The sequence below is a fragment of the Microbacterium hydrothermale genome (assembly GCF_004854025.1).
Taxonomy (GTDB): Bacteria; Actinomycetota; Actinomycetes; order Actinomycetales; family Microbacteriaceae; genus Microbacterium; species Microbacterium hydrothermale.
Genome location: NZ_STGM01000010.1, coordinates 12,401 through 33,609, shown reverse-complemented (window position 1 = coordinate 33,609; position 21,209 = coordinate 12,401). Strand labels below are relative to the sequence as shown.

General features: G+C 64.6%; 20 protein-coding genes. 11 read left to right on the top strand and 9 right to left on the bottom strand.

Annotation, left to right across the window (positions count from 1 at the left end):
* The first annotated feature begins 29 nt into the window (after nucleotides 1-29).
* The gene (locus FB047_RS15620) at nucleotides 30-1,019 is read left to right on the top strand and encodes an aldo/keto reductase (protein ID WP_136588126.1); all 990 of its coding nucleotides are present in this window, start codon (nucleotides 30-32) and stop codon (nucleotides 1,017-1,019) included.
* A complete protein-coding gene (locus FB047_RS15615) occupies nucleotides 1,016-1,861 on the top strand; it encodes an amidohydrolase family protein (RefSeq protein ID WP_136588125.1) in 846 nt (281 codons plus the stop codon). Before FB047_RS15620 ends, FB047_RS15615 begins: the two co-directional genes overlap by 4 nt.
* Before the next feature lie 4 nt (nucleotides 1,862-1,865).
* Here the strand turns inward: FB047_RS15615 and FB047_RS15610 are convergent, their stop codons facing one another.
* From FB047_RS15610 to FB047_RS15600, 3 genes are read right to left on the bottom strand one after another with little or no spacing between them, the layout of a single operon-like run.
* A complete protein-coding gene (locus FB047_RS15610; protein ID WP_136588124.1) occupies nucleotides 1,866-2,516 on the bottom strand; it encodes a bifunctional 4-hydroxy-2-oxoglutarate aldolase/2-dehydro-3-deoxy-phosphogluconate aldolase in 651 nt (216 codons plus the stop codon).
* Entirely contained in the window at nucleotides 2,513-3,274 is a 762-nt protein-coding gene (locus FB047_RS15605; protein ID WP_136588123.1) for an SDR family oxidoreductase, read from the bottom strand. The genes FB047_RS15610 and FB047_RS15605 overlap by 4 nt, the downstream gene beginning before the upstream one ends.
* On the bottom strand, nucleotides 3,271-4,314 hold the full coding sequence (locus tag FB047_RS15600; protein WP_240752863.1) for a zinc-dependent alcohol dehydrogenase: 1,044 nt from the start codon (nucleotides 4,312-4,314) through the stop codon (nucleotides 3,271-3,273). Before FB047_RS15600 ends, FB047_RS15605 begins: the two co-directional genes overlap by 4 nt.
* A 492-nt stretch (nucleotides 4,315-4,806) precedes the next feature.
* Between FB047_RS15600 and FB047_RS17400 the strand changes: the two genes are divergently transcribed.
* Both FB047_RS17400 and FB047_RS15590 read left to right on the top strand, forming a co-directional pair.
* On the top strand, nucleotides 4,807-7,689 hold the full coding sequence (locus FB047_RS17400) for a ricin-type beta-trefoil lectin domain protein (protein ID WP_206311354.1): 2,883 nt from the start codon (nucleotides 4,807-4,809) through the stop codon (nucleotides 7,687-7,689).
* A gap of 106 nt (nucleotides 7,690-7,795) precedes the next feature.
* Entirely contained in the window at nucleotides 7,796-8,701 is a 906-nt protein-coding gene (locus tag FB047_RS15590; protein WP_136588121.1) for a hypothetical protein, read from the top strand.
* Nucleotides 8,702-9,176: 475 nt separating this feature from the next.
* Here FB047_RS15590 and FB047_RS15585 read toward each other — a convergent pair whose 3' ends face one another.
* Together FB047_RS15585 and FB047_RS15580 are read right to left on the bottom strand one after the other, a co-directional pair.
* The gene (locus FB047_RS15585; protein WP_136588120.1) at nucleotides 9,177-10,091 is read right to left on the bottom strand and encodes a hypothetical protein; all 915 of its coding nucleotides are present in this window, start codon (nucleotides 10,089-10,091) and stop codon (nucleotides 9,177-9,179) included.
* Between the two features lie 190 nt (nucleotides 10,092-10,281).
* Nucleotides 10,282-10,929 (bottom strand): DUF4913 domain-containing protein, encoded by a 648-nt coding sequence (locus tag FB047_RS15580; protein WP_170994726.1) that lies wholly within the window; start codon nucleotides 10,927-10,929, stop codon nucleotides 10,282-10,284.
* A gap of 57 nt (nucleotides 10,930-10,986) precedes the next feature.
* Here FB047_RS15580 and FB047_RS15575 point away from each other — a divergent pair, with 57 nt between their 5' ends.
* The 3 genes from FB047_RS15575 to FB047_RS15565 all read left to right on the top strand — a co-directional run bounded on the left by FB047_RS15575 (nucleotide 10,987) and on the right by FB047_RS15565 (nucleotide 14,530).
* On the top strand, nucleotides 10,987-11,526 hold the full coding sequence (locus FB047_RS15575) for a hypothetical protein (RefSeq protein ID WP_136588119.1): 540 nt from the start codon (nucleotides 10,987-10,989) through the stop codon (nucleotides 11,524-11,526).
* A gap of 190 nt (nucleotides 11,527-11,716) precedes the next feature.
* On the top strand, nucleotides 11,717-12,031 hold the full coding sequence (locus FB047_RS15570) for a hypothetical protein (protein ID WP_136588118.1): 315 nt from the start codon (nucleotides 11,717-11,719) through the stop codon (nucleotides 12,029-12,031).
* Between the two features lie 543 nt (nucleotides 12,032-12,574).
* Complete coding sequence (locus FB047_RS15565) at nucleotides 12,575-14,530, top strand: hypothetical protein (protein WP_136588117.1); 1,956 nt, start codon at nucleotides 12,575-12,577, stop codon at nucleotides 14,528-14,530.
* Between the two features lie 116 nt (nucleotides 14,531-14,646).
* Here FB047_RS15565 and FB047_RS15560 read toward each other — a convergent pair whose 3' ends face one another.
* Both FB047_RS15560 and FB047_RS15555 read right to left on the bottom strand, forming a co-directional pair.
* Nucleotides 14,647-15,327 (bottom strand): hypothetical protein, encoded by a 681-nt coding sequence (locus FB047_RS15560; RefSeq protein WP_136588116.1) that lies wholly within the window; start codon nucleotides 15,325-15,327, stop codon nucleotides 14,647-14,649.
* Complete coding sequence (locus tag FB047_RS15555; protein ID WP_136588115.1) at nucleotides 15,327-15,998, bottom strand: ParA family protein; 672 nt, start codon at nucleotides 15,996-15,998, stop codon at nucleotides 15,327-15,329. The genes FB047_RS15560 and FB047_RS15555 overlap by 1 nt, the downstream gene beginning before the upstream one ends.
* 449 nt (nucleotides 15,999-16,447) lie before the next feature.
* Between FB047_RS15555 and FB047_RS17395 the strand changes: the two genes are divergently transcribed.
* The 3 genes from FB047_RS17395 to FB047_RS15545 all read left to right on the top strand — a co-directional run bounded on the left by FB047_RS17395 (nucleotide 16,448) and on the right by FB047_RS15545 (nucleotide 18,274).
* Nucleotides 16,448-16,738, top strand: a complete 291-nt coding sequence (locus FB047_RS17395) for a ParA family protein (protein ID WP_205823078.1) — start codon at nucleotides 16,448-16,450, stop codon at nucleotides 16,736-16,738.
* The gene (locus FB047_RS17425; RefSeq protein ID WP_205823076.1) at nucleotides 16,714-17,223 is read left to right on the top strand and encodes a ParA family protein; all 510 of its coding nucleotides are present in this window, start codon (nucleotides 16,714-16,716) and stop codon (nucleotides 17,221-17,223) included. The genes FB047_RS17395 and FB047_RS17425 overlap by 25 nt, the downstream gene beginning before the upstream one ends.
* A gap of 64 nt (nucleotides 17,224-17,287) precedes the next feature.
* Nucleotides 17,288-18,274, top strand: a complete 987-nt coding sequence (locus FB047_RS15545; protein ID WP_136588188.1) for an IS481 family transposase — start codon at nucleotides 17,288-17,290, stop codon at nucleotides 18,272-18,274.
* 112 nt (nucleotides 18,275-18,386) lie between these two features.
* Here FB047_RS15545 and FB047_RS15540 read toward each other — a convergent pair whose 3' ends face one another.
* Nucleotides 18,387-19,076 carry a DUF2848 domain-containing protein gene (locus tag FB047_RS15540; RefSeq protein ID WP_136588114.1) on the bottom strand — a complete coding sequence of 230 codons (690 nt, stop codon included), beginning with the start codon at nucleotides 19,074-19,076 and terminating at the stop codon, nucleotides 18,387-18,389.
* Between the two features lie 130 nt (nucleotides 19,077-19,206).
* Here FB047_RS15540 and FB047_RS15535 point away from each other — a divergent pair, with 130 nt between their 5' ends.
* A complete protein-coding gene (locus FB047_RS15535) occupies nucleotides 19,207-20,553 on the top strand; it encodes an MFS transporter (RefSeq protein ID WP_136588113.1) in 1,347 nt (448 codons plus the stop codon).
* Here the strand turns inward: FB047_RS15535 and FB047_RS15530 are convergent.
* Nucleotides 20,550-21,209, bottom strand: coding sequence for a GntR family transcriptional regulator (locus FB047_RS15530; RefSeq protein ID WP_136588112.1), 660 nt, complete (start codon nucleotides 21,207-21,209; stop codon nucleotides 20,550-20,552). The genes FB047_RS15535 and FB047_RS15530 overlap by 4 nt on opposite strands.

Here is a 21,209-nt window from a genome sequence, read left to right as displayed (position 1 = left end):
CATCATTTATATCGAGCGAAGGAGCTTTCATGGCTGCGTCCCGCCTTACGGGTCTACCCCTCACCGCCCTCGGCCTCGGAGGAGCGCAGTTCGGCAATCTGTTCCGTGAGACCACCGACGAAGAAGCAGCTGCCGCCGTCGACGCGGCATGGGAACGCGGCATCCGGTACTTCGACACCGCTCCGCACTACGGTCTGGGTCTCTCGGAGCGTCGGATGGGTTTGGCCCTCCGCTGCCGCCCACGCAAGGAATACGTCTTGTCGACCAAGGTCGGGCGTCTCTTGGTCGACAATCCCGATGGCGTAGGCGGACTCGACAATGACGGTTTCATCGTTCCCGCGACTACCAAGAGGGTGTGGGACTTCAGCCGCGACGGAGTGCGCCGATCGATTGACGAAAGCCTGACCAGGCTGGGCGTTGACCGAGTTGACATCGCTTACCTGCACGACCCCGATGAGCACTGGGAGCAGGCTTCTACCACCGGTGTTGAAGCGCTGCGTGAGCTGCGCGACGAGGGTGTCGTTGGTGCGATCGGCGTGGGCATGAACCAGGCTGAGATGCCCGCGGAGTTCATTCGTCGGTGCGATATCGACGTCGTGATGATCGCGGGAAGGTACACGCTGCTCGACCGCACCGCCGCGCGTGAATTGCTGCCTCTGGCCGTGGAGCACGACGTCGCGATCGTTGCGGCGGGCGTGTATAACTCGGGCCTGCTGAGTGCGGCCGAGGTGCCTACCGACGCACGCTTTAATTATTCGCAGGCGCCCGCAGCCCTCATCGAGGGCGCGCGCGACATGGCTTCCCTCTGCCGTAAGTATGACGTCTCCCTGCCTGATGCGGCGGTCCAGTTCGCGCTGCGTCACCCCGCGGTGCGCTCGGTTGTGCTCGGTGCGCGCACGGTGGACCACGTCGTCAGCGGTGTTGATCGCGCCGCGGCGACCATTCCCGACGAGCTGTGGGCGCGCCTCGACGAGCGTGCGGCGCAACTGAGCGCGGTGGCCGAGGCGACCGAGCGATGATCATCGACGCCCACGTGCACGTATGGGATCTGACGCGCGGTGGCTACGACTGGCCGGACTCGTCGGTGCCGCAGCTGCATCGGAACCTGTCGCTTGACGATATCGGCCCGACCCTTGACGAACGCGGCATCGACGGGGTCGTGCTCGTTCAGTCCGCTGACACGGCCGTCGATACGCTGAACATGCTCGACCAGGCCGTGCGGCACAACCGGGTGCGCGGGGTCGTCGGGTGGGCCAACCTCGGCGCCAATCCGGACGCCTTCGCCACGGCGTTCGACGAGCTGCGCGTCAACCGCATGATCGTGGGCCTACGCAACCTCATGCACGTGAAGGGTGTGCGCGGCTGGATCCTCGGCGAGCACCAGCGTGAAAACGTCGCGGCGGTCGCTATCGCGGGACTACCGCTCGACGTCGTCACCTCGACGCATGACGAGCTGTCCGACGTGGTCGCGCTGCTAGAAGCCACGCCGAACCTGCGGGTCGTCGTTGACCACCTCGGCAAGCCGCCCATCGGCGGCACCGACGGAGCGCGCCGCGAGTGGCGCGCCCTGCTCACCGACATCGCGGGGGACCCGATGAGCACTGCAAAACTGTCGGGGCTGTCGGCGGCCGCCGGTCCACTCGACGCATGGACCTCCGAGCAGGTTGCACCCTTCATCGACGACGCCCTGGAGCTGTTTGGCCCCGACCGCCTGCTCTTTGGCGGCGACTGGCCGGTCGTCCTCCTGGCAGGCGGCTACGCTCGCGCATGGAGCGCGGTGACCGGCGCCTTGGCGGCCCTCGACGATGCCGAACGTGCCGCCGTCCTGGGAGGAACGGCGGCACGGGTCTACGGACTCTGACGAATCAGCCGACCCGCCGGGGGGTGGGCAGACCGGATGCCTCCAGGGTGGCGACCGCGGCGGCCGCAATGCGCTCAATACTTTCCCCATCCTCCGCAGCGACTGCGTCGGCCGGTACAACCCAGGAGCCGCTGACCGCCGCGATGGCGGGGTGGGTGAGGTACTCAGCGGCGTTGCGATTATTGATGCCGCCGCTGGGCACGAATCGCACGCCGGTAAAGGGCGCGGCCAGGGCCCGAATGGTGTCGAGGCCGCCGAGGCGGTCGGCCGGGAAGAACTTCAGTGTCTCGACCCCCGCGGCGACCGCCCGCTGGATCTCGGTCGCCGTGGCCACGCCCGGCAGCGAGATCATCCCGGCGGAGCGGGTGGCATTCACCACGTCGTCATCGAACCCTGGGCTCACCACGAACCGCGCGTCGGCGGCGGCCACCGCCTCGACCTGGCCACGGGAGAGGACTGTGCCCGCGCCGACCAGGAGATTGGTCTCGCGCGCGAGCACAGCGAGCGACTCGAGTCCTGCCGCGGTGCGCAGCGTCACTTCGACGCACGTGATGCCGCCGCGCGCGAGGGCACGTCCGGCGACCAGTGCGGCCGAGACGGTTGGCGCCGTGAGTACGGGGACGATGACGACCCCGTCGATCGACGACAGGCTCATCGGGCGAGCCATCCGCCGTCAACGGGGAGGACGATGCCCGACACGTAGCTGGCGGCAGCGGATGCGAGGAACACCGTCGCACCGCCCAAATCCTGGGCGCGCCCCCACCGACCGGCAGGAATGCGCTCCAGAATGCTGCGCGAGCGGTCGGGGTCGTCTTGGAGGGCCTGGGTATTGTCGGTGGCGATATAGCCCGGAGCGATCGCGTTGACGGTGACGCCTTGGCCGACCCACTCGTTGCTAAGCGCGCGCGTGAGACCGGCGATGCCCGATTTCGCCGCCGAGTAGCCGGGGACGGTAATGCCGCCCTGGAAGCTCAGCAGGCTGGCCGTGAAGATGACACGGCCGTCGCGACGCTCGAGCATGGGGGCGGCGACCTTCTGTGTGAGCACGAAGTGGCTTGTGAGGTCGACGTCGATGACACGCTTCCACGACTCCAGCGGGTGCTCGACCGCGGGGGCGCGCTCGATCGTGCCCGCGTTGTTCACGAGGATGTCGACGCCTAGGCCGGCGAGCTCGTCACCGAGGCCGGCGACGGCGTCGAGATCGGCGAAGTCGGCGTGGCGGGCGGTGAAGCGGCGCCCATGTGCGGTGACGGCGCGCTCGACGGCGCTGCCTTCGACTAGAGGCGACGAGGCCACGGCAATGATGTCTGCGCCGGCCGCAGCGAGGGCTTCGGCCATGCCGAGACCAATACCGCGCGAGGCGCCAGTGACGACTGCGATACGCCCGGTCAGGGCGAACGGCGAGGCGCTCATGCGCCGGCCTGCACGTCAATAAGGACCTTCAGCGCTGTGCCGCTTTGCAGCTCGTCGAGTGCGTCGGTCACCTCGGCCAGCGGGTACACCGAGGTGATGACGGCCTCGACGTCGATGGCATCTGAATCCAGAAGCTCGATGGCGCGTTCGAAGTCGATGCGCTGGTAGACGCGGGCGCCGAGCAGACGTAGTTCACGCCAAAAGACGCGCTGCAGGTCGATCTCGCGCGGGGTGGGGTGAATTGCGACAATAACAATGGTGCCGCGCACGCGCGCGAGGGACGTGGCAGAACGTACCGCGGCGGCGGCGCCTGACACTTCGAAGACCACATCGGCACCGGCGCCGTCGGTCCACTCCTCGACCCACGCGGAAACGTCAACCGCGGTCGGGTCGACGGTGATGAAGCCGAGGCGTTCGATCAGCTCGCGGCGGGCGGGGTCGAGTTCGAGCACCGCTACCTGGGCGCCGGCCTGGCGCGCGACTGAGGCAATGAGCACACCGATGGGGCCGCCGCCGATGATCACGGTGCGGTCGCCCGCCCGCAGTCCGGAGCGACGCACGTCGTGCACGGCCACGGCCACGGGTTCGATCAAGGCCGCGGTGCGCAGCGACAGGCTCGCGGGGAGAGGCACGAGAGTGGAGGCCGGGACAGTCCACGTCTGCTGTAAGGCGCCAGGGGAATCGATGCCGATGAAGTCGAGGTTCTGGCAGATGTGTTGGTTACCGTTGCGGCAGGCGGAGCATGTGCCGTCCCAGTCCAGGGGCATGACGGTAACGCTGTCGCCGATCGACCAATCGGTGACATCGGAGCCGAGCTGGCGGATAGTGCCGCTCATCTCGTGCCCGAAGATGAGTGGACGCGAGACGCGCGCGTCCATCGAGCCATGGATGATGTGCAGGTCGGTGCCGCACACGCCCACGTAGGCGACGTCGATGGCGACTTCGTTTGGTCCGGGTTCGACGGGCGCGACGTCTGTGATCGAGACGACTCCGTCGCCGGTGTACGCAGCTGCGCGCATGATTCCTCCAGAGCAGTCCATGAGGACACACAGGCTCGCATCCTCGCAGCGTCATAATACATAGTACTTTTACGCGCCGAGCAAGCGGTCGACCGCCGTTTTTCGACCGCAACGCAAGCTTTGGGATGTGACGCACGTGAGCAGGGCCGCTCTGTCCGTTTTGGGTCACAGAAGAGGCCTCAGTCGGCCCCGGCAGAATTCTTCGCATCGTGGCCTGACCTGTGCGTCTCTAGTTGTACTATGTCTTACGTTTGGGTACACCGACGTGCCCAACTTCCCCCAGGAAGGTGCCTCATGCTCACTGCCGAGCGATCTCAGAAGCCCATCAAACTGACCTCCGTCCTGACCGCATTCTTGATCAGCGCTGGAGTGGTAGCCGCTCCAGTCGTCGCCTCCCCCGCGTCCGCGGCTGACACGGTCCTGTACGTGTCACCCAGCGGCAACGATGGGTCCAATGGCTCCATCGGGTCTCCCTTCAAGACAGTTGAACGAGCGCGTGACGCTGTCAGATCGATGAACACCAACATGTCGGGCGACATCACCGTGTATCTGCGGGGAGGTTCCTACCCGGTAGACAGCACGATCCAGTTCGGCACTGCCGACTCCGGCACGAACGGCCACCGAGTTATCTACTCCGCCTACCAGAACGAGGTGCCGGTGCTGGAGGCGGGCACGGCGGTAACCGGATGGTCACAGCACTCAGGGAACATCTGGAAGGCTCCTCTCGACCGTGCGAACAAGCTCCGCGCTTTGTACGTTGACGGCCAACGTGCCGTCATGGCGCGAAAGACCGTCAACTCGGCTGGCTGCTACGGCACGTACAACATCACCGCGGGTCAAGCGCCATGGGCCTGGGAATCGGGCAGCGAATGCGATGGAGCAAAGTACTCCCTCAATGATGTGCCCGCCATCTCCCGCAACCAGCAGGACATGGAACTCCAGACTCAGACGACTTGGACGACGGCGATCACCGGAATCCGTCAGGTGACCACCACCTCCGATGGCTCCCAGCGTGCCGTGCTTTTCCAGCAGCCCGGGGCGGCGATCGCCCAGGGAGCGTTCAATGGAGATCTTCAGGACGGTGGCTCACACACCCTATCCAATGCCTACGAGTTCCTCGACGAACCAGGCGAGTTCTACTACGACCGCGAAGCCAAGACGGTCTACCTCTACAAGGGTTCCAACACCAACCTCGCGTCAGCGCCGGTCTTTGCCCCGGACAACATCGAGACCATCCTCGACGTCACCGGGAAGAGCACTTCGGACCGTGTGCACGACATCACCTTCACCGGCCTCTCGTTCCAGCACTCGGACTGGAACCTGGCCCAGGTCGATGGGTCCTCGTTCAAGCAGGCGCAGCAGGGCAACCTCGTCAACATGAACTACGCGAAGAAGAACTTCCACGACTACGTCTACCGGAACGTCTTCCTCCAGCCCGGCGCCGTCGAGGTGAACAGCGCCTCAGGGATCGACTTCATCCGCAACCGCGTCGAACACACCGGCGCAGACGCCATCCAGTTCAACAACGACGTCGTCAACTCCAAGATCGAAGGCAACGTCACCAACGACGTCGCGGGCGCCGGCATCAACGTCGGTGACCCCCAGCACAACTACATCGGTGACGCGACCTCCACCAACGGTGAGCACTACCCCGCCAACGTGGAAGGCGCACCCACCAACATCTCCGTCCGCAACAACTACCTCTACGACAGCGCCGTCATGTTCTGGGGATCGGCCGCCATCACGGGCTACTACCTCGACACCGTCGCTATTGAGAACAACCGCATCGAAAAGTCCTCTTGGGCTGGAATCTCCATGGGCTGGGGCTGGGGTAACTTCGACGGCTCCTCGCAGTCGAACGCACCTGGTAAGCCCAGCAATGTCGCCCGCAACAACAGCATCCAACGCAACGAAATTCGCGACATCATGCGATTCCTGAATGACTCCGGACCGCTGTACACACTTGGGGACCAGAAAAAAAGCGTCATCAACGACAACTACGCCAACGGCGTGCGCCCCGGCCACACCTACGGCATTCACCCCGACGAGGGCTCAGCCAACATCACCTACAACAACAACGTGATGGAGATCGACCCCAACGTCACCGACATCATCCACTCCGGCACATGGGGCCGCCAGAACAACCTGCAGATCCGCAACACCTTCGGACCCATCAACTCCATCTACGACAAGAACATCCCCGACAGCGTCATCGAGGACGTCCGCGTATACCCGGACTACATCTGGCCCACCCAGGCCTACAACGTCACCGTCGCCTCCGGCCTGGAATCGGCGTACCGGAACATCCTCGGCAACACCGGCCGCACCGCAACGTTCGCCCTCCCCTCGAGCGTCGTCGTTCCCTCATCCACCAGCACCCTCGCCGTCCGCGGTGTGGGCGACAGCTCGAAGCGACTGTGGCTTGCCCCGGCAGGAACCACCACCTTCACCGCGAGCTCCACCGCCACCAGCACCGCAGGTGACGCCACCTCAATCCAGATCCCTCAGAACAATGGCGAGTACAAGCTATTCGTCACCGATTCCAACGGATCGATTCAGTCCACCTCCTCGGCCACGGTCATCCGCACCGCTCCCGCACCCCGAAACCAGAACCTGACCCACAACGATTCCGGCAAGTGTCTCGATGTGCCCGGCGGCTCCAACCAGAACGGCACCCAGCCCGGCCTGTGGGACTGCGGTTCCAGCGCGAACCAGAAGTTCACCTACACCGCAGCCAGCGAGATCCGCGTCTACGGCAACAAGTGCCTCGATGCGTTCGACCGCGGCACGACCAATGGCACCCGCGTCGTCATCTGGGACTGCAACGGCCAGGACAACCAGAAATGGACACTGAACGGCAATGGAACCATCACCGGCAAAACCTCCAACCTCTGCCTGGCTCTGAACAACAGCCGAACCGACAACGGCGCCCCTGCGCAGCTGTCAACGTGCGCCAACGCCTCCAACCAACGGTGGACTTTCCCCATCTCCCAGGAGACGGTGGCTGAGAACTCCACCATTGTTCTCAACGATGCGCAGAAGTGTCTCGACGTGCCTGGTGCTGCGACTCAGAACGGGACGCAGCCCGCGCTATGGACGTGCAGTGGATCCTCCAACCAGCGACTCACCTACACGCCCGCTGGGGAACTTCGCGTCTACGGAAACAAGTGCCTTGACGCCTACGACCGCGGCACCACCGATGGAACCCGCGTAGTCATTTGGGATTGCAACGGCCAGACCAACCAGAAGTGGACGCTGAACGCGAGTGGCACCATTACCGCCCGCAACTCTGGTCTGTGCCTCTCAACGACCGGGGCCCGCACCGATAACGGTGCCCCGGCACAGCTGTCCACCTGTTCGAACGGCTCCGCCCAGCGCTGGACCCTGAAAAGCTGAACCCCTCGCACAGTGCGCCCTCGGCTTCGCCCGGGGGCGCACTGCCATGGTGCCGCCCTCACCCCTGATCTGCAGTGACGTACGTGGTACCTCGGAGGTTGTTGTGTTGCTGTTGTCGATCGGCGTCGCCGTCATTGCAATCGGCGTCGTTGTCGTCGTTGTCGCGGCCGCGTTCGCGCAGCATGAAGGTCTTGACCCACGAATCGCGTTCCTGCGTGTAGCCGCCGCATCGGGAGTGATGTCCCTTGGGGCTGTTGTCGCATATCTCATCGGCATGCCCGAGCCCGTTGGCATCAGCGCTGATCCTGTCGCCGACACTGCTCTCATTTTGAGCGCCGGTCTCATGTGCGTTGCCGTCTCGATGGGGACGCAACACCGCGCTCATGCCGCGGCAGGGTTCACCTTCGTCGCCGGTGCTGTGATTGCAACGAGCGCAGAGCTCCTCACCCCGATGACCGCCCGAACGGTGCTACTTGGCGCGCTGGCTGTTACCTGTGGATCGTGCTCGTTTCTTGCTCTACGCGACACCCTGCTCCCCCGCCGGCCCGTGCGCCTCATCGCGTTAGCAATGGCGGTCTACGCCCTGTACTCCGCTACTCGGGCGATCGCCCTCATACTCATAGGGCCCGCCTCAGCCGACACAACCTCCCCTTTCGGATTCACTGCCTCACTCCTGGTGTCTCTGGCGACCTACGTCACGGTGCTCACTGCAACCACAGCAATGCTGCTGCCTGCGGTCCGCGAAGCCCGCGAGAGAACTCAGGTCCCCACCGCCGTGACTATTGCCGACTGGAACCTTGTGCGGGAGGCCTATGGCCTGGCGCGGTCGCGGCAGCTCCTCCTTGAGCTGCGAACAGCCACCCACGAGCGTGATCCGCTGTCGAAAGACATTCGTGACGGCGTTGTGACCGCCCTTGCGTCGCCTCTCGACGTTCTGCTGGCTCCGCTCGCGCTCGAGTACGGGTGGAGCCCAGACGAACTGTCCCTCCTTGCGGTCAAGGCGGTTTCGTAGGTGCCCGTTCTGCGTAGACGCCGTAGTGCTCGGCAGCGCGTGGAAAGAGCAAACGGTAATACGGGCGCAGACGGCTTGTGACCCCACCGTCGACATGGGGACGGCAGCCGAGTGATGAACGGGAGGGCGGTCGGCACGCTGGCCGCTCAGAACAGGATGCCGCTGAAGACAAGCTCGAGTGGAATGTGTCCCGTCAGAGACACTCCCACAATGTGGGTGGCTCCAGCTTAAGTTGTTGGACCGTCGATGGTGTCGGCAATCCATCTCCGTATCTACGCCGGGCCTAGTCCGAGAACTTATAGCTGACGAGGACGAGCCGCGGCCGCTCGCTCAATGTGTCCTGCGCGAGTCAGGGGCGAGTCCCACTCTTGCGATAACTATGCGTCGTATCCGTCGTTCTCACGAAAGGCATCAACGCCTTGACCTCAATCCGGCAGGGATGGTGCCAACTTCATCCCAAAAGACGAGGTCGCAGTCACTCCGCCGGACCCGCATCCACCATGACGAGACCTGTTTGCTCGGGGCCCCACCCATACTCGAGAACAAGGGCCTCGCGTAGTTGGCGCAAGGGTGACGGCAAGGTAGTGGCGACTCCACGTCTGATGTCGGATGACGATGAATCGCGGTCGCGCGCGGCGGAACGCAGCTCGTCCACCATCTGCACCGCTCGGGCTCGCCCGTAAGCTGCGACGACCAGATCCCAGTCGCGGATAGTGATGGCCACGGCAGTGAGCGCGCGTCGTCGCCCAGCTCGAGTCGCGCTGAATAGAACCGTCACGACCGCAGTGGCGACGACGACGTACGCGAGGAGGGCAGCGAGCAGCGAGGGAAGAAAACCGAAAAGCACCGTCGCTTCGCCATACTCTCCCCCAGAGATGATCAGTGCGCCGACTCTGGCTGTGCAGTACACCGCATAGAACGCTGCGCCGCTTGCGAGCACGCGCATCGCCGTGTGGGGTAAGGCGGTGTCACGGGCAGCAAGGACCGCGCAGCTGGCGCACGATACCGCCATAACCGTCAGGAGAACGGGTAGAGCCTGCTCCGGTGTCAGCAGCGTAAAACTGAGGGCGACGGCGAGGCCAATGACGACGGAGAATACGATGGCGAGCCACGCTAGCGTCTGGTGAGCGGAGGACAGTGCCACGCACATCAACGCTGGAGAGAGCACGAGCGCGGTGTACGCAGGAGTACTTGTTGCGGCTTCGCCGTTCTCCACGTAAGCGAACATGTACAACACGCCCGAGCACAGCGACATCGCCGCCGAGCCAGCGGCGACTCGCAAGAAAATTGACCGAGGGTTTTGGTCGTCCAGGTGCGCGGGGGGTGCTCCCAGCACAATTACCGCCAAACCTGCGGACATGACGATGACGCCCAGTGCCAGCAACAGCATCAAAGCCCCAACAATCGCCCGCACACACTGCCGCAAGAAACGGTCAGGGCCGCCCGTGAGGCCCTGGCACGCCCGTAACGGTGCCTAGCCATGCGAGTGACATTAGTCCTGAAGGCGCACATCACTGATAACTAAGCGTGCTTGCGTGAAGCACCGAGGCCAGCGACGCGCTGTTGCGCCCCAAGCCAGGTCAGCCAGCCTGGCGTATCTCGAGAAATGGTCCTCGAGGCGGTGGCGCGTACTGCAGTGTCTTGCCTTTTTTGTTCGTGTTCTCCCGGTTCTCGCCCTCGCCGGCAGCGGCAAAGGGACCGTCCCTGTTGAGCAGGATCGACATGTGGTGCTCCGCGTGATCGCGAAACCATACCGACATGCCTGTCTGCGGGTCTTGGCGCAGGTGTTCCCATGCTCGCCAGAGCGCGTCGAGGCGGGCGACAGTTTCGGCGTACTTCCACCATTCCGCGGCCCAAAGCACGCGCTGACCGTCCACGCGGCGCTTGTAGTTGGGGAGCAGGTAGCCGCGCCCAAACTCGTCGACCGATCCGAAATACAGCTTGGGATGCTCGTCGCCAGGCTCCATGTCCAGCTCGTCGAAAGCCGCGGTCACCGCACGGCGCGCGGCGGTGGCCGCCTGCCGTTGTAGTTCTTCGACTTGAGATGGGCCGAGCTGTTCAGCTACCTCCGCGTCGCCCACCTCGGTTGCGACATTGCGGACGACTTGCTGTAGCGAACGGCCCATCGCCGGCCGCGCCATCGTCACAGGTGTCAACTTGGATTTTTTCGGCTCGTTCAGCGGCAGACGGGCGCGCGTCTCTGCCCCGACGCCGCGGATAGTTGACATAGTTGACATCAACCCCCGCTGGGTAGCGAGTTGACACGGTTGACACTAAAGGTGAGCATGAGCGAGTTTCAATTGCAGGTTGAGGCTGAGGCGCGGGCGGTCGACGCGCTCCTCGGTGCGATTCGCGAGCGGCTTCTGGGTCTGGTCCGCGACGGCGCGAAGGTCACGGTCCTCGGAGATCCTGGCTCTGTGGCTGCTGACGTCGTGGCGCGCCTTGGCCTCGTGAAGAGTCCATGGGCGGATATCGTCGGCCCCTGCTTCACCAGTGGCGGACTCCAGCAGGAGCTAGGTGTAGGGCGCGCGGCGATCTCAAAAGCGGTACGCGAGGGGAGGGCTATCCGGCTGGACACCACTGACAGACGCACGCTTTATCCCGCGTTTCAGGTGCACAACCGCGCACTCGTCCCCGGATTGAGTGAGGTACTCCCGATCCTTCGCAGCCGTGTGGACGACGCCTGGGCTTGGGCACAGTGGCTGAACACTCCAATGCTCGGCGATGGTGATCACACGGAGCGCTACATTGACCGTCTCGCCGCGGGCGACGTCGCGGGAGTAGCCGCCGCCGCCCGTCACGCTGTAGCAGCACAGAGGGCGTGAGGTCCCCGACGCGCCCGAGGGTGCCCGCCTTGTCGGCATTTTCTCGCCGGATGCTCGCAGCATGACCTCTCACATGGTGGCCGCCGCGAATGAGGAGGTGAGAAAGGCGAGCACTCGCCCGCGATTTTTCCTCTCTACATAGGTTTCGACACGCCGCGGGAGTTTCCTCTCAACAAAGGTAACGCGGTCCATGCTTGTCCACATGGGACGACCAAGCAAAGGTGATCGAGTACCGATCACGACGAAGCCACTGCGGCCTTTCGCTGACGTCATCCGCGAGAACGCGGACAAGCTGCACATGAGTTACGGCGATTACGTGCTGCACCTTGCCGCCCACGCCTACGGGCGCCCGGAATGGGCGCCGGAACCCGGCGTGACCGGCGACATGTTGGAAGAGCTCCTCTTGGAGGACTTCCCGCAGATGAACGTTCCCGTAATGGCGCCGCCTCTCGCGGCACTACCCCGACCCTCCAGCAAGGAGCTGCCGACGCAGATCGCCAGCTAACGAACAGAGGCCCCGTCCGAAGACGGGGCCCCTCATAGGTAATTCGCCAGACCGTAGCGACCAAACCAAAGTCTGGAACCCACCCAAGCTGCCTCAGGAGGTGCTCTCATGCTAACCGAAACCCCGCGCGCCGGGATGGATTCGTGTACCCACATCGGCGTGTCGCACGAACATCCCCTCAGCATGGCCCGGTCGAGCAACGCTCCTGGCACTTCTTCGTCGACTTCGGAGGATCGCGGAACCCTGCCTCTCCCCCACCGCGCTCCGGCGCGCTTGCTGACCGGTCTCCCTGCTGAGACCCGCATCCTCGGCCTGTCAGCTGGCCGGCTCGCCTTCTCTTCGATGAAGGGAGCCCGTCATGTGACGCGCCCATAAACGACATCAGGCCCCGAGCACTTTTGGCGAAGTGCGCAAGGCCTGTCAGTCGTAAAGCGTTCGCTCGATCCGACCAAGTGGTTGGCGCCCGGCAGTCGGGTCGAGCTGTATTCAGCCCGGCCCCTTGGCAAGGGGCGTTTGCTGTACCTCCGAGGAGGTGGTATTGCCATGGTAACTCCCATCCGGGGGCGCGCTCGAGCATTGACGCTCGCCGACCCCACCGGCGTGTCGCCGTACTCCCTCGACGAGGTATGGGCCATCACTCGCCGCCTCTCCCCTAGAGATGACGTCCGTGCGGCTGCGCGCGCATCCAGCGGTGAGGTGCTCAACGCTTACGACAAGCTCTGGCCCCTCAACGAGGCTCCACCGTCAACGACGTGGGCGATGTTCCTCGCCGACGACGACCTCCGCTTCCGTTACCTCTGCTTCGACTTCGATGCATCCGCCGGCGACGCTGCGAGCGATGCAAACCGCTTCACGTACTGGCTTGAGCAGCTCAACATCCCCCACCTGCTGTGCCTGTCCGGCCCCACGGGCGGACGCCACGTCTGGGTCCACCTCGACGTGCCCGCTGATGCCGACGCCGTACGCGACATCGCCTATCTGACGAGGAGCCTGTTCACCTCCTTGGACCTCGCGCCGTTGACCAACCCCAAAGCCGGCTGCGTCCGCCCGCCCTACGCTCCCCACCGCGCCGGTGGACACTCGGCGCCGGTCGCCGACCTGGCCGCGATCACCGACCACGCCGCCGACGAGGACGCACCCGGCCAGCTGCACGCCCTGCTTGTCGACCTCGGCGCGGAACTGCCCGCCCCATCCACCGAGGATCTGCACAACGTCGTTCGCGACGACGCCGGGAAGCCCCGTGTCCGCGGCCGCCGTCGGCCCCTGTCGATGGCGATGGACTCGGTGCTGCACAGCGAAGCAGGACCCGACGCGTCTCACACACTGGTGAGAATCCTCGCGGCCGCCGCTCACGCCCGGTGGAGCTACCAGGACATCCGAGAGCAGGTCCACAGCGCACCCGGCCTCGAACACGCCCGGACCCGCCGCGTCGGAGCCAAACGCCAGCGGCGCAGCGAACACCAAATCGACAAGGTGCTGACCGCCGCGTGGGAGTATGCCGTCCGCTACGTCGCCTCACACCCGCTCAGCGCCTCAGGAGACGACGAGGACTACCGCCAGCGCACCGCGACTGTCACCGCCGCTGTCCAACGCGCTCTCACGCGCGCTGACGCCCTCCCCGGCATCTGGGCCACGCACAACAGCCGCGTCGAAGGCTCCCACGCGCAGCGGGTTGTACTGGACGCCGTCTGCCTGTACATGCTGCAGAGCTCCCATCACACCGTCGAAGCCGACGTCCGCCGACTTAGCGCCGACACCGGCTACGGGCGGACAAGCGTCTCCCGTGCCCTCCGTGCCCTTACCGGGGAAGACGGCACCGGCGGCTGGTTGGAGGTCGTCACTAACGCCGAAGGAGTACACGCGAAGCGATACCGGCTGGCCGCCCGTTTTTCCACAGAGAAGTCGATGGAAAACCGGACACAAGCGCATATGCGCGCCTTGTCCAACGCGCTCCCGCTTTCTCAAGCCCTCATCAGAGATATCGGCACCCGGCTGGAATTACTCGCACACGACGTCTTCACTGCCCCTCGCAGCATGGGCAGGAAGGCGGGACTGATCTACAAGAACACCCCCGCGGACGGCAGTGCCACCTTTGAAGACCTTGTCCGCCGAACAGGTCTGGACTCAGATGTTTTGCGCCGCCGCGTCGACGAGTTGACCGCAGCCGGCCTCGTCGAACGGACTGGAGGGGGCTGGCGGCGCCTCTCCCCCACTGTCCGAGACTCCGTCGCCCGCGCACGCGGCGTGGACGGATACCTCGACCAACGCCGTGCCAGCTACGACGGAGAACGGCTCGTGTGGGCGTGGTGGCTCGCTGAGGTCACATGGATGGAGCGGCGAGCGAAGCATCGGCGAGGGAAGAAGTCGTATTCGAACGAATCCGACCGCCCCGAGTACGCCGCGTATCCACGAGGGCCCACAAAACGGCGAGACCACAAGAGGGCGCGTGAGCTCATTCGTGCCGGTTACCTCGAGCAGGGGCTTGTCCTGGCCGCCTGAGGCTGACGAGCATGGTCGCTACCGCACTGTAACGGCTCGACGTTCATATGCACTTGCCGACGCCAACCCCGGCGTCCAGCCGCGGTCTGGACGCTGTGAAGGTTCTAACGCTGCCGTTACTCGACGGGTAGGTAGTGATCGAGCGCGACGCAGATCATGAAGTTCCTCGAAGGCGATGACGCTTCGGCGGCGATGTCGTCCAACATCGACCTGTTCGACACAGTGATGCGGATCGTGTGAGTGATGCGATCTCGACGACCGCTAACGGGTACCGGCGGCGGGACGAACGTCCGCTCGAACAGCTTCACCTGCGGGACCGCGACCTCTCCCCCACGGCCAAGCGCGTTGGCCACGAGGTCACCCAGCACGGGATACGAGTGCTCAACCGCGTCGAGGATGATCTGGTGGTAGCTCAGTCGAGTTGCACTCCGGAATGCAACGAACCGCGCGTTCAGTGCCGGCTCGACGTCGACACCCATCGCTGTCACCGGCGCAGCTGCGGATGGCTCCGAACGAGCGGCAGGCTTCCCTACCGGTGCAGGTTTCCCCGTACTCGTACGACGGCGCAAGGGTGTCGTCGCAATGGGGTCTACGGCGCCTGCTTCTTTGTCGACAGCAATAGTGGATTCGCGGTCGTCCCCGACAGCGGTCACACCCTCGTCCGTCGTGGGGCTTTCAACAACGGGCCTGACCTCATCGACCAGGCGTAGTTCGGGCGTGGAGTCGCCCTCCGGCTTGTGCGCGTTCAGCGGCGTTACGGCGCCAGCCAGCGCCTTTCGCATGTCGAGTTTGGCCATCAGGCGGTCTTCCTCTCGCGTGCCCACAGATTCATCAGCTCGAGCGCCACAGAGGTGTAGTCGCTGATCGCGGCGCGGCTGTTACGGGTGTCGGTGTAGTCAGTGATGACCGTGCCCTGCAGCGGCATCATCTTCATCACCTTGGCCTGTCGGATGTAGTTCCTGAACCGCGGAATACCAACCTGACCGTCGAAAAAGCTGCCGGTGTCCAGCAGCTCTTCGAAGCTCTCGAGGTCGCCCTTGCCGTCCCGGAGGTCCACCTTGTTCATCAGAACCCGATACGGGATCCCGCGCGGAATGACAAAGTCCTGCAGCGTCCGCTGCACCGGTTCAATCTCCATGAACGACGGCGACAGCGGTGCGATGGCGTAGTCAGTCTGATCGAGCAGCGCCGACAGCACATCCTGATCTGCGAGGCTTCCGGGCGTATCCACGATCACGACGTCGTAGTCCAGCTGACGCATCATCGACAGCATGCTGATGTCGGTCTCGCTGGTGAAGTCGAAAGGCAGGTCCTCCCCTGCGCGCTCAGCCCACTTCGTCGTGGAAGCCTGCGGGTCGACGTCGATCACGGCCACAGACGATGATCGAGACATGCATGCCGCCAGATTCATCGCGGTGGTCGACTTGCCGATACCGCCCTTCTGACCGACCACGGCTAAAACTCTCATCAATCACTCCCTGAGCAAGGTGTGCGCAAGGCCTGCGCAAGGTCGTCACAAGCCTGGTTCGGGAATGTACGCGAGGCGTACGCATCCCCAGCCCTGACGCGTTCGTTCACATACCAAACCTACTGCCGCCTACTGCAAAGCCATCATCATGTCCTGGCGTGTCGCGATACGAGCCACATGACTTGCGTGTCTTGCAGGTACACACAAATTACCCGTTCGTGACCCAGGCCGCTGCCAACCGTTGTGCATTAATTGCCTGCGGCAGATCACTTCTAGGTCGAGTCCTGTTCCGACACGCACGCAGTTTGTGGGCAAGTTATATGCGGCCGTCATTTGGCATCGCTCTGGCCTTGACCGCGGCATGATGCTTCAAGGACATTGCTTCGCTGCATTCTTGATCGAACCAGAACCCAACCTTGCACATACCTTGCGTAAGCCTCGTGCAAGGTATGCGCAATAATCCATTCGCATCGGTCTGCAACCAGAAGCGCGGCGTCGGCAAAAGCACAACGACATTCCACCTCGCCCGCGCCGCGGTCCTCGCCGGTCGCCGCGTGCTGGCCGTCGACAACGACCCACAAGGCAACCTCACGAGCAACATCACCGCCGACGAGGTGGAGGCCGATCAGGTCGGCCTAGCCGACGTCCTCAGCATTCAAGCGGGGGAGACGCTGCGCTACGTCATCGTGCCCGGTGTCTGGCTGGCCTCGACGTCGTGCAGACGACGGGCCGCACGCTGAGCGAGGTTCGCGATCAACTTGTGATCGCCGGGGTCGGCCGTGAAGCCCGTTTGCGCGAGGCCCTGGCCCCCGTCGTGGACGACTACGACCTGATCCTGATCGACTCCGCGCCCTCGCTCGACCAGCTCACGATCAACGCACTGTCCGCCGCGGATGCCGCGGTGATCGTCACCCACACGAAGAAATGTAGCCTCGACGGACTCGGGCAGCTCCTCGACACCGTGGAGAATGTGTGCGCGTACTCCAACCCCTCGCTGCGCGTGGCCGGGGTGATCGTCAACCAGCACGAGGAACGCACCGTTGGCTGGTGCTCGACCTCGGGCGAGCAGGTGATGGGGCTGGTCAAGGCGGGCCACCACATGTTCGCTGAGGTCGCAAACCTCGAACGCGTCGATGTCGTAGACCTTCCCACCGGGCACTGGCCCATGTGGAGCCGGCCGCGTGACCTCGCCGAGATCATTCGCGCAGCGTCGCACACCAGCTGAACTGCACTCGCAACCTGAAGGGGCCAGCCGATTCGGCTGGACCCTTTCCGTCTCGGAGGGTCTTATGACACATCCAAACACTGTTCTCACACCGCGCCACCGACTGAAGGTGGCCCGCCTCGTCGTTGACGAAGGTTGGCCGATCAGTGAAGTCGCCGCCCGATTCCAGGTCTCGTGGCCCACGGTAAAGAGATGGGCCAACCGATATCGAGCAGGGCAACCGATGCGAGACCGATCCTCGCGACCACACCACTCGCCGAACAAGACGGACACAACCACTAGTCGCCGCTGCATCGCCCTACGTCTTCGCCTTCGCGAAGGCCCCGTTCAACTGTCCGTCCGCTTGGGCATTGCCCCATCGACGGTTCATCGCATCCGCAGCTCGGTCCGCTTGAACCGCCTATCGCATGTCGACCGGGCAACCGGAGAACCGGTCCGGCGATACGAACATGACTATCCCGGCTCGATGATTCACGTGGATGTGAAGAAGCTTGGAAACATCCCAGACGGCGGAGGTTGGCGCTACGTGCGCCGGCAGCAAGGAGAGAGAAACCGAAGCTCCACGCCGGACAAACCCCGGAACAAGTACGCCAATCCACTCATGGGGAAGGCCTACGTCCACACTGTCATCGACGACTATTCCCGCGTCGCATACGCCGAGATTCATAACGACGAGACCGCGATCACCGCAACGGCTGTTCTGTTTCGAGCAGTGGATTGGTTCGGCCAGCGGGGAGTCATTGTTGAGCGGGTGTTGTCGGACAACGGGGGTGCCTATCGATCGCACCTATGGCGAGACACCTGCGCTGAGCGCGGCATTACGCACAAACGAACCCGTCCGTATCAGCCACAGACCAACGGGAAGGTTGAACGCTTCCACCGGACCATGGCCGATGGCTGGGCCTATGCTCGCTGCTACGCGTCCGAATTTGAGCGTCGCGGTGAACTTACTGGCTGGCGGCACTACTACAACCACCACCGACCCCACACCGCCTGCGGAGGCCAGCCGCCCTTCTCACGTTTGATCAACGTCCCCGGTCAGCACACCTAGGGGGATGTCCGTCCGGGCTACGAGATCCTAACAGTGGTTGCTTTCCACGGCCTTCAGCTGGCGCAAACGCACGAACGTTGAGGGGCGAGCAACTCCCTGCCCTGCTGTGCTTTCAGCCAATCGGCGCGGGCATACGTTCCACGCCGTAGCTCAGAGTGGCCGCTTCGCCGGTGGTCTGATCGAGCAGTTCGACCTCCCATTGGTCGGCGAACTGGTCGACGCCGGGGATCATCCCGATGGTTCCCGAGATGAGGGCGACGCCCTCCGCTCGCTCTCCCCGCTCGGCGAGCACGTTGAGCCAGTACTGCGGCGACAGCAGGTCGCCGACGCGGCCGTCCTGGATAAGGGTGCGCTCGGCGCCGACCCAGGCGCGCAGGCGCAGGTCGTCGACGCGCTCGCCTAGCGACGACAGACGCCAAGCGCGACGGCCGAGCATGTCGGGACCGGCGTTCTTGCTCCACGCGACACCGTGCACCTCGAGCGCGCGGTCGGTGTGGTCGCAGGCGACGGTGAGCAGCACATCGTCGGCCGTCGGGCCGGTGATTATGATGCCCCACTCCGCCTCACCGGAGGTGCGCTCGTGCTGCGCCTGGACGATGTCGCTCTGACGGGCAAGGTACGACGACACGGGGTAGAGCGACGGAGTCGTGGTGGGCGCGGGGACCCCCAGCTCCGCCAATTCCTCGATGTGATGGCGCACAGCGGCCTGATCGCGGCCCGCGTATCCGGCGTTGTAAAGGCGCTGCACGTCGACAGAAACGAGGGTGCCCTCGCCGATGATCTCGAATTCCAAAGCGGTCACGTCGCCTCTTCCTTTTGTTACGACGCGGGAAAATATCCCCGCATCAGTTGCGTATACGTTTTGTATACAGCAAGTATGAGGGAAACGAAAACGCGACGAAGCGGATTCGCCCACACCAGATAGGACCCCCATGACGAACGTTCGACACGGCGCGCCGGCCGGCCGCGAGCACAAGCGCTCGCTCGCCAAGGCCTACACCGCCAGCCTCACCGGCACAGCCCTCGAGTGGTACGACTTCGCGGTATATTCCGCAGCTGCGGCTGTCGTCTTCCCGGTGCTGTTCTTCCCCGAGAGCGACCCGCTGACGGGCGCTCTGCTGGCGTTCTCGACCTACGCGGTGGGCTACCTCTCCCGCCCCGTCGGCGGCATCGTCTTCGGCCGGCTCGGCGACAAGATCGGCCGCAAGAAGATCCTCGTCATCACGCTCATGCTCGTGGGTGTCGCGACCTTCTTGATCGGCGTTCTGCCCACCTACGACACCGTCGGCCCGCTGGCCGCGGTCATCCTCGTCCTGCTGCGCTTCGCCCAGGGTGTCGGCGTCGGCGGCGAGTGGGGCGGCGCCGTGCTGCTGTCGAGCGAGTTCGGCACACCGCAGCGTCGAGGCTTCTGGGCGTCCGCCGCACAGGTCGGCCCTCCCGCCGGAAACCTGCTGGCCAACGGCGTGCTCGCCGTGCTGACGCTCATGCTGACCGATGACCAGTTCCTCGCATGGGGATGGCGCGTCGCCTTCCTTCTCTCGGCCGTGCTCGTCGCCTTCGGCCTGTGGATCCGCCTCGCGCTCGAAGACACCCCGATCTTCCGGGCCATCGAGCAGTCGGGCGACCGCCCCGAGGCTCCCATCAAGGACGTGTTCCGGCTCGAGGGTCGGGGACTGCTCGCCGCCATCCTGTGCCGTCTCGCGCCCGACATCCTCTACGCGATGTTCACGGTGTTCACCCTCACCTATGGCCTCACGCAGCTGGGGATGGACCGTTCGCAGGTGCTGACGGCGACACTCATTGGCTCGGCGTTCCAGCTGGCGCTCATCCCGCTCGCCGGATGGATCAGCGACCTCGTCAACCGCCGCGTCCTCTACGCGATCGCGGCCGTCGCCGCAGCTGGGTGGCCGTTCGTGTTCTTTCTCATGATCGGCGGCGGCTCTCAGCCCCTGTTCATCCTCGGCGTTGTGGTCGGCCTCGCGATCCACTCCTTCATGTATGGTCCTCAGGCCGCGTTCATCACGGAGCAATTCAGCCCGCGCCTGCGTTACACGGGATCCTCGCTGGCGTATACGATCGCCGGCGTGTTCGGCGGAGCCCTCGCCCCCGTGATCTTCACGGCGCTGCTCAGCGCGACCGGGAGCTGGGTCGCCCCCGCGATTTATCTCGCCGTGGCCGCGGTGCTGACGATCGTCGGAGTGATGCTCGGGCGCAACCCGCAGCACGCCGAAGACGAGGAGTACCTCGACGTCCTCGCCGCGTCCCGGGTCGAGTCCTAGGCGCCCGTCAAAATCGTCCGGAGGGTGATGCTTAGGTGGTCGTCGATAGCTTTCTCGGCGGCCGCCTGATCACCCGCCCGCAGGGCGTCGACGATCGCGCCGTGCTCGTGCGTGACGGCGTTCCAGCGCGACGGGCCCGACCCGAGAGCGGCGATGCCGACTCTCACCTGGCGTTCACGAAGCGCGGCGTAGCTGCGCGAGAGGAACGTGTTGCCCGCGGCGTCGACGAGAAGCTGGTGGAACTGCCGATCCAGCTCGATGCACTCGCGGGCCTGCTCGAAGGTCACTCGCTCGAGTCCCTCGGTCACCGCCTCTTGACGGCGCATGATCTCGGCGAGAGCCTCGTGCGGCGAGACACGCTGGAACAGAGCTCGCTGCACGGCGAAACGCTCGATGAGACCGCGCATCTCCATCAGCTCGGCGGTCTCACGGGGGCTGAGGGCGGCCACCCGGGCGCCACGCCGGGGCTCAAGGTCGACCAGTCCCTCGGACGCGAGGATCAGCAGCGCTTCACGGACCGGGGTGCGCGAGACCCCCACCTCGTCGGCGACGTCCTGTTCGTTGATGAACCCGCCCTCGACGTTCGGGTCGGTGAGCAACGAGCGGAGGTGGCCGAGGGCGCGATCGCGGCCCGACGGCGTCACAACTGAAGGCAT

Bases quoted from the DNA above. Each gene is read 5' to 3' on its own strand.
- FB047_RS15570 (WP_136588118.1), top strand. From the start codon at position 11,717: ATGCTTGTCCACATGGGACGACCAAGCAAAGGTGATCGAGTACCGATC.
- FB047_RS15530 (WP_136588112.1), bottom strand. From the start codon at position 21,209: ATGCCTTCAGTTGTGACGCCGTCGGGCCGCGATCGCGCCCTCGGCCAC.
- FB047_RS15620 (WP_136588126.1), top strand. From the start codon at position 30: ATGGCTGCGTCCCGCCTTACGGGTCTACCCCTCACCGCCCTCGGCCTC.
- FB047_RS15565 (WP_136588117.1), top strand. From the start codon at position 12,575: ATGGTAACTCCCATCCGGGGGCGCGCTCGAGCATTGACGCTCGCCGAC.
- FB047_RS15580 (WP_170994726.1), bottom strand. From the start codon at position 10,929: ATGTCAACTATCCGCGGCGTCGGGGCAGAGACGCGCGCCCGTCTGCCG.
- FB047_RS15605 (WP_136588123.1), bottom strand. From the start codon at position 3,274: ATGAGCGCCTCGCCGTTCGCCCTGACCGGGCGTATCGCAGTCGTCACT.
- FB047_RS15545 (WP_136588188.1), top strand. From the start codon at position 17,288: ATGACACATCCAAACACTGTTCTCACACCGCGCCACCGACTGAAGGTG.
- FB047_RS15555 (WP_136588115.1), bottom strand. From the start codon at position 15,998: ATGAGAGTTTTAGCCGTGGTCGGTCAGAAGGGCGGTATCGGCAAGTCG.
- FB047_RS17395 (WP_205823078.1), top strand. From the start codon at position 16,448: ATGCGCAATAATCCATTCGCATCGGTCTGCAACCAGAAGCGCGGCGTC.
- FB047_RS15575 (WP_136588119.1), top strand. From the start codon at position 10,987: ATGAGCGAGTTTCAATTGCAGGTTGAGGCTGAGGCGCGGGCGGTCGAC.
- FB047_RS15560 (WP_136588116.1), bottom strand. From the start codon at position 15,327: ATGGCCAAACTCGACATGCGAAAGGCGCTGGCTGGCGCCGTAACGCCG.
- FB047_RS15600 (WP_240752863.1), bottom strand. From the start codon at position 4,314: ATGGACTGCTCTGGAGGAATCATGCGCGCAGCTGCGTACACCGGCGAC.
- FB047_RS15535 (WP_136588113.1), top strand. From the start codon at position 19,207: ATGACGAACGTTCGACACGGCGCGCCGGCCGGCCGCGAGCACAAGCGC.
- FB047_RS15585 (WP_136588120.1), bottom strand. From the start codon at position 10,091: ATGCTGTTGCTGGCACTGGGCGTCATCGTCATGTCCGCAGGTTTGGCG.
- FB047_RS17400 (WP_206311354.1), top strand. From the start codon at position 4,807: ATGAACACCAACATGTCGGGCGACATCACCGTGTATCTGCGGGGAGGT.
- FB047_RS15610 (WP_136588124.1), bottom strand. From the start codon at position 2,516: ATGAGCCTGTCGTCGATCGACGGGGTCGTCATCGTCCCCGTACTCACG.
- FB047_RS15615 (WP_136588125.1), top strand. From the start codon at position 1,016: ATGATCATCGACGCCCACGTGCACGTATGGGATCTGACGCGCGGTGGC.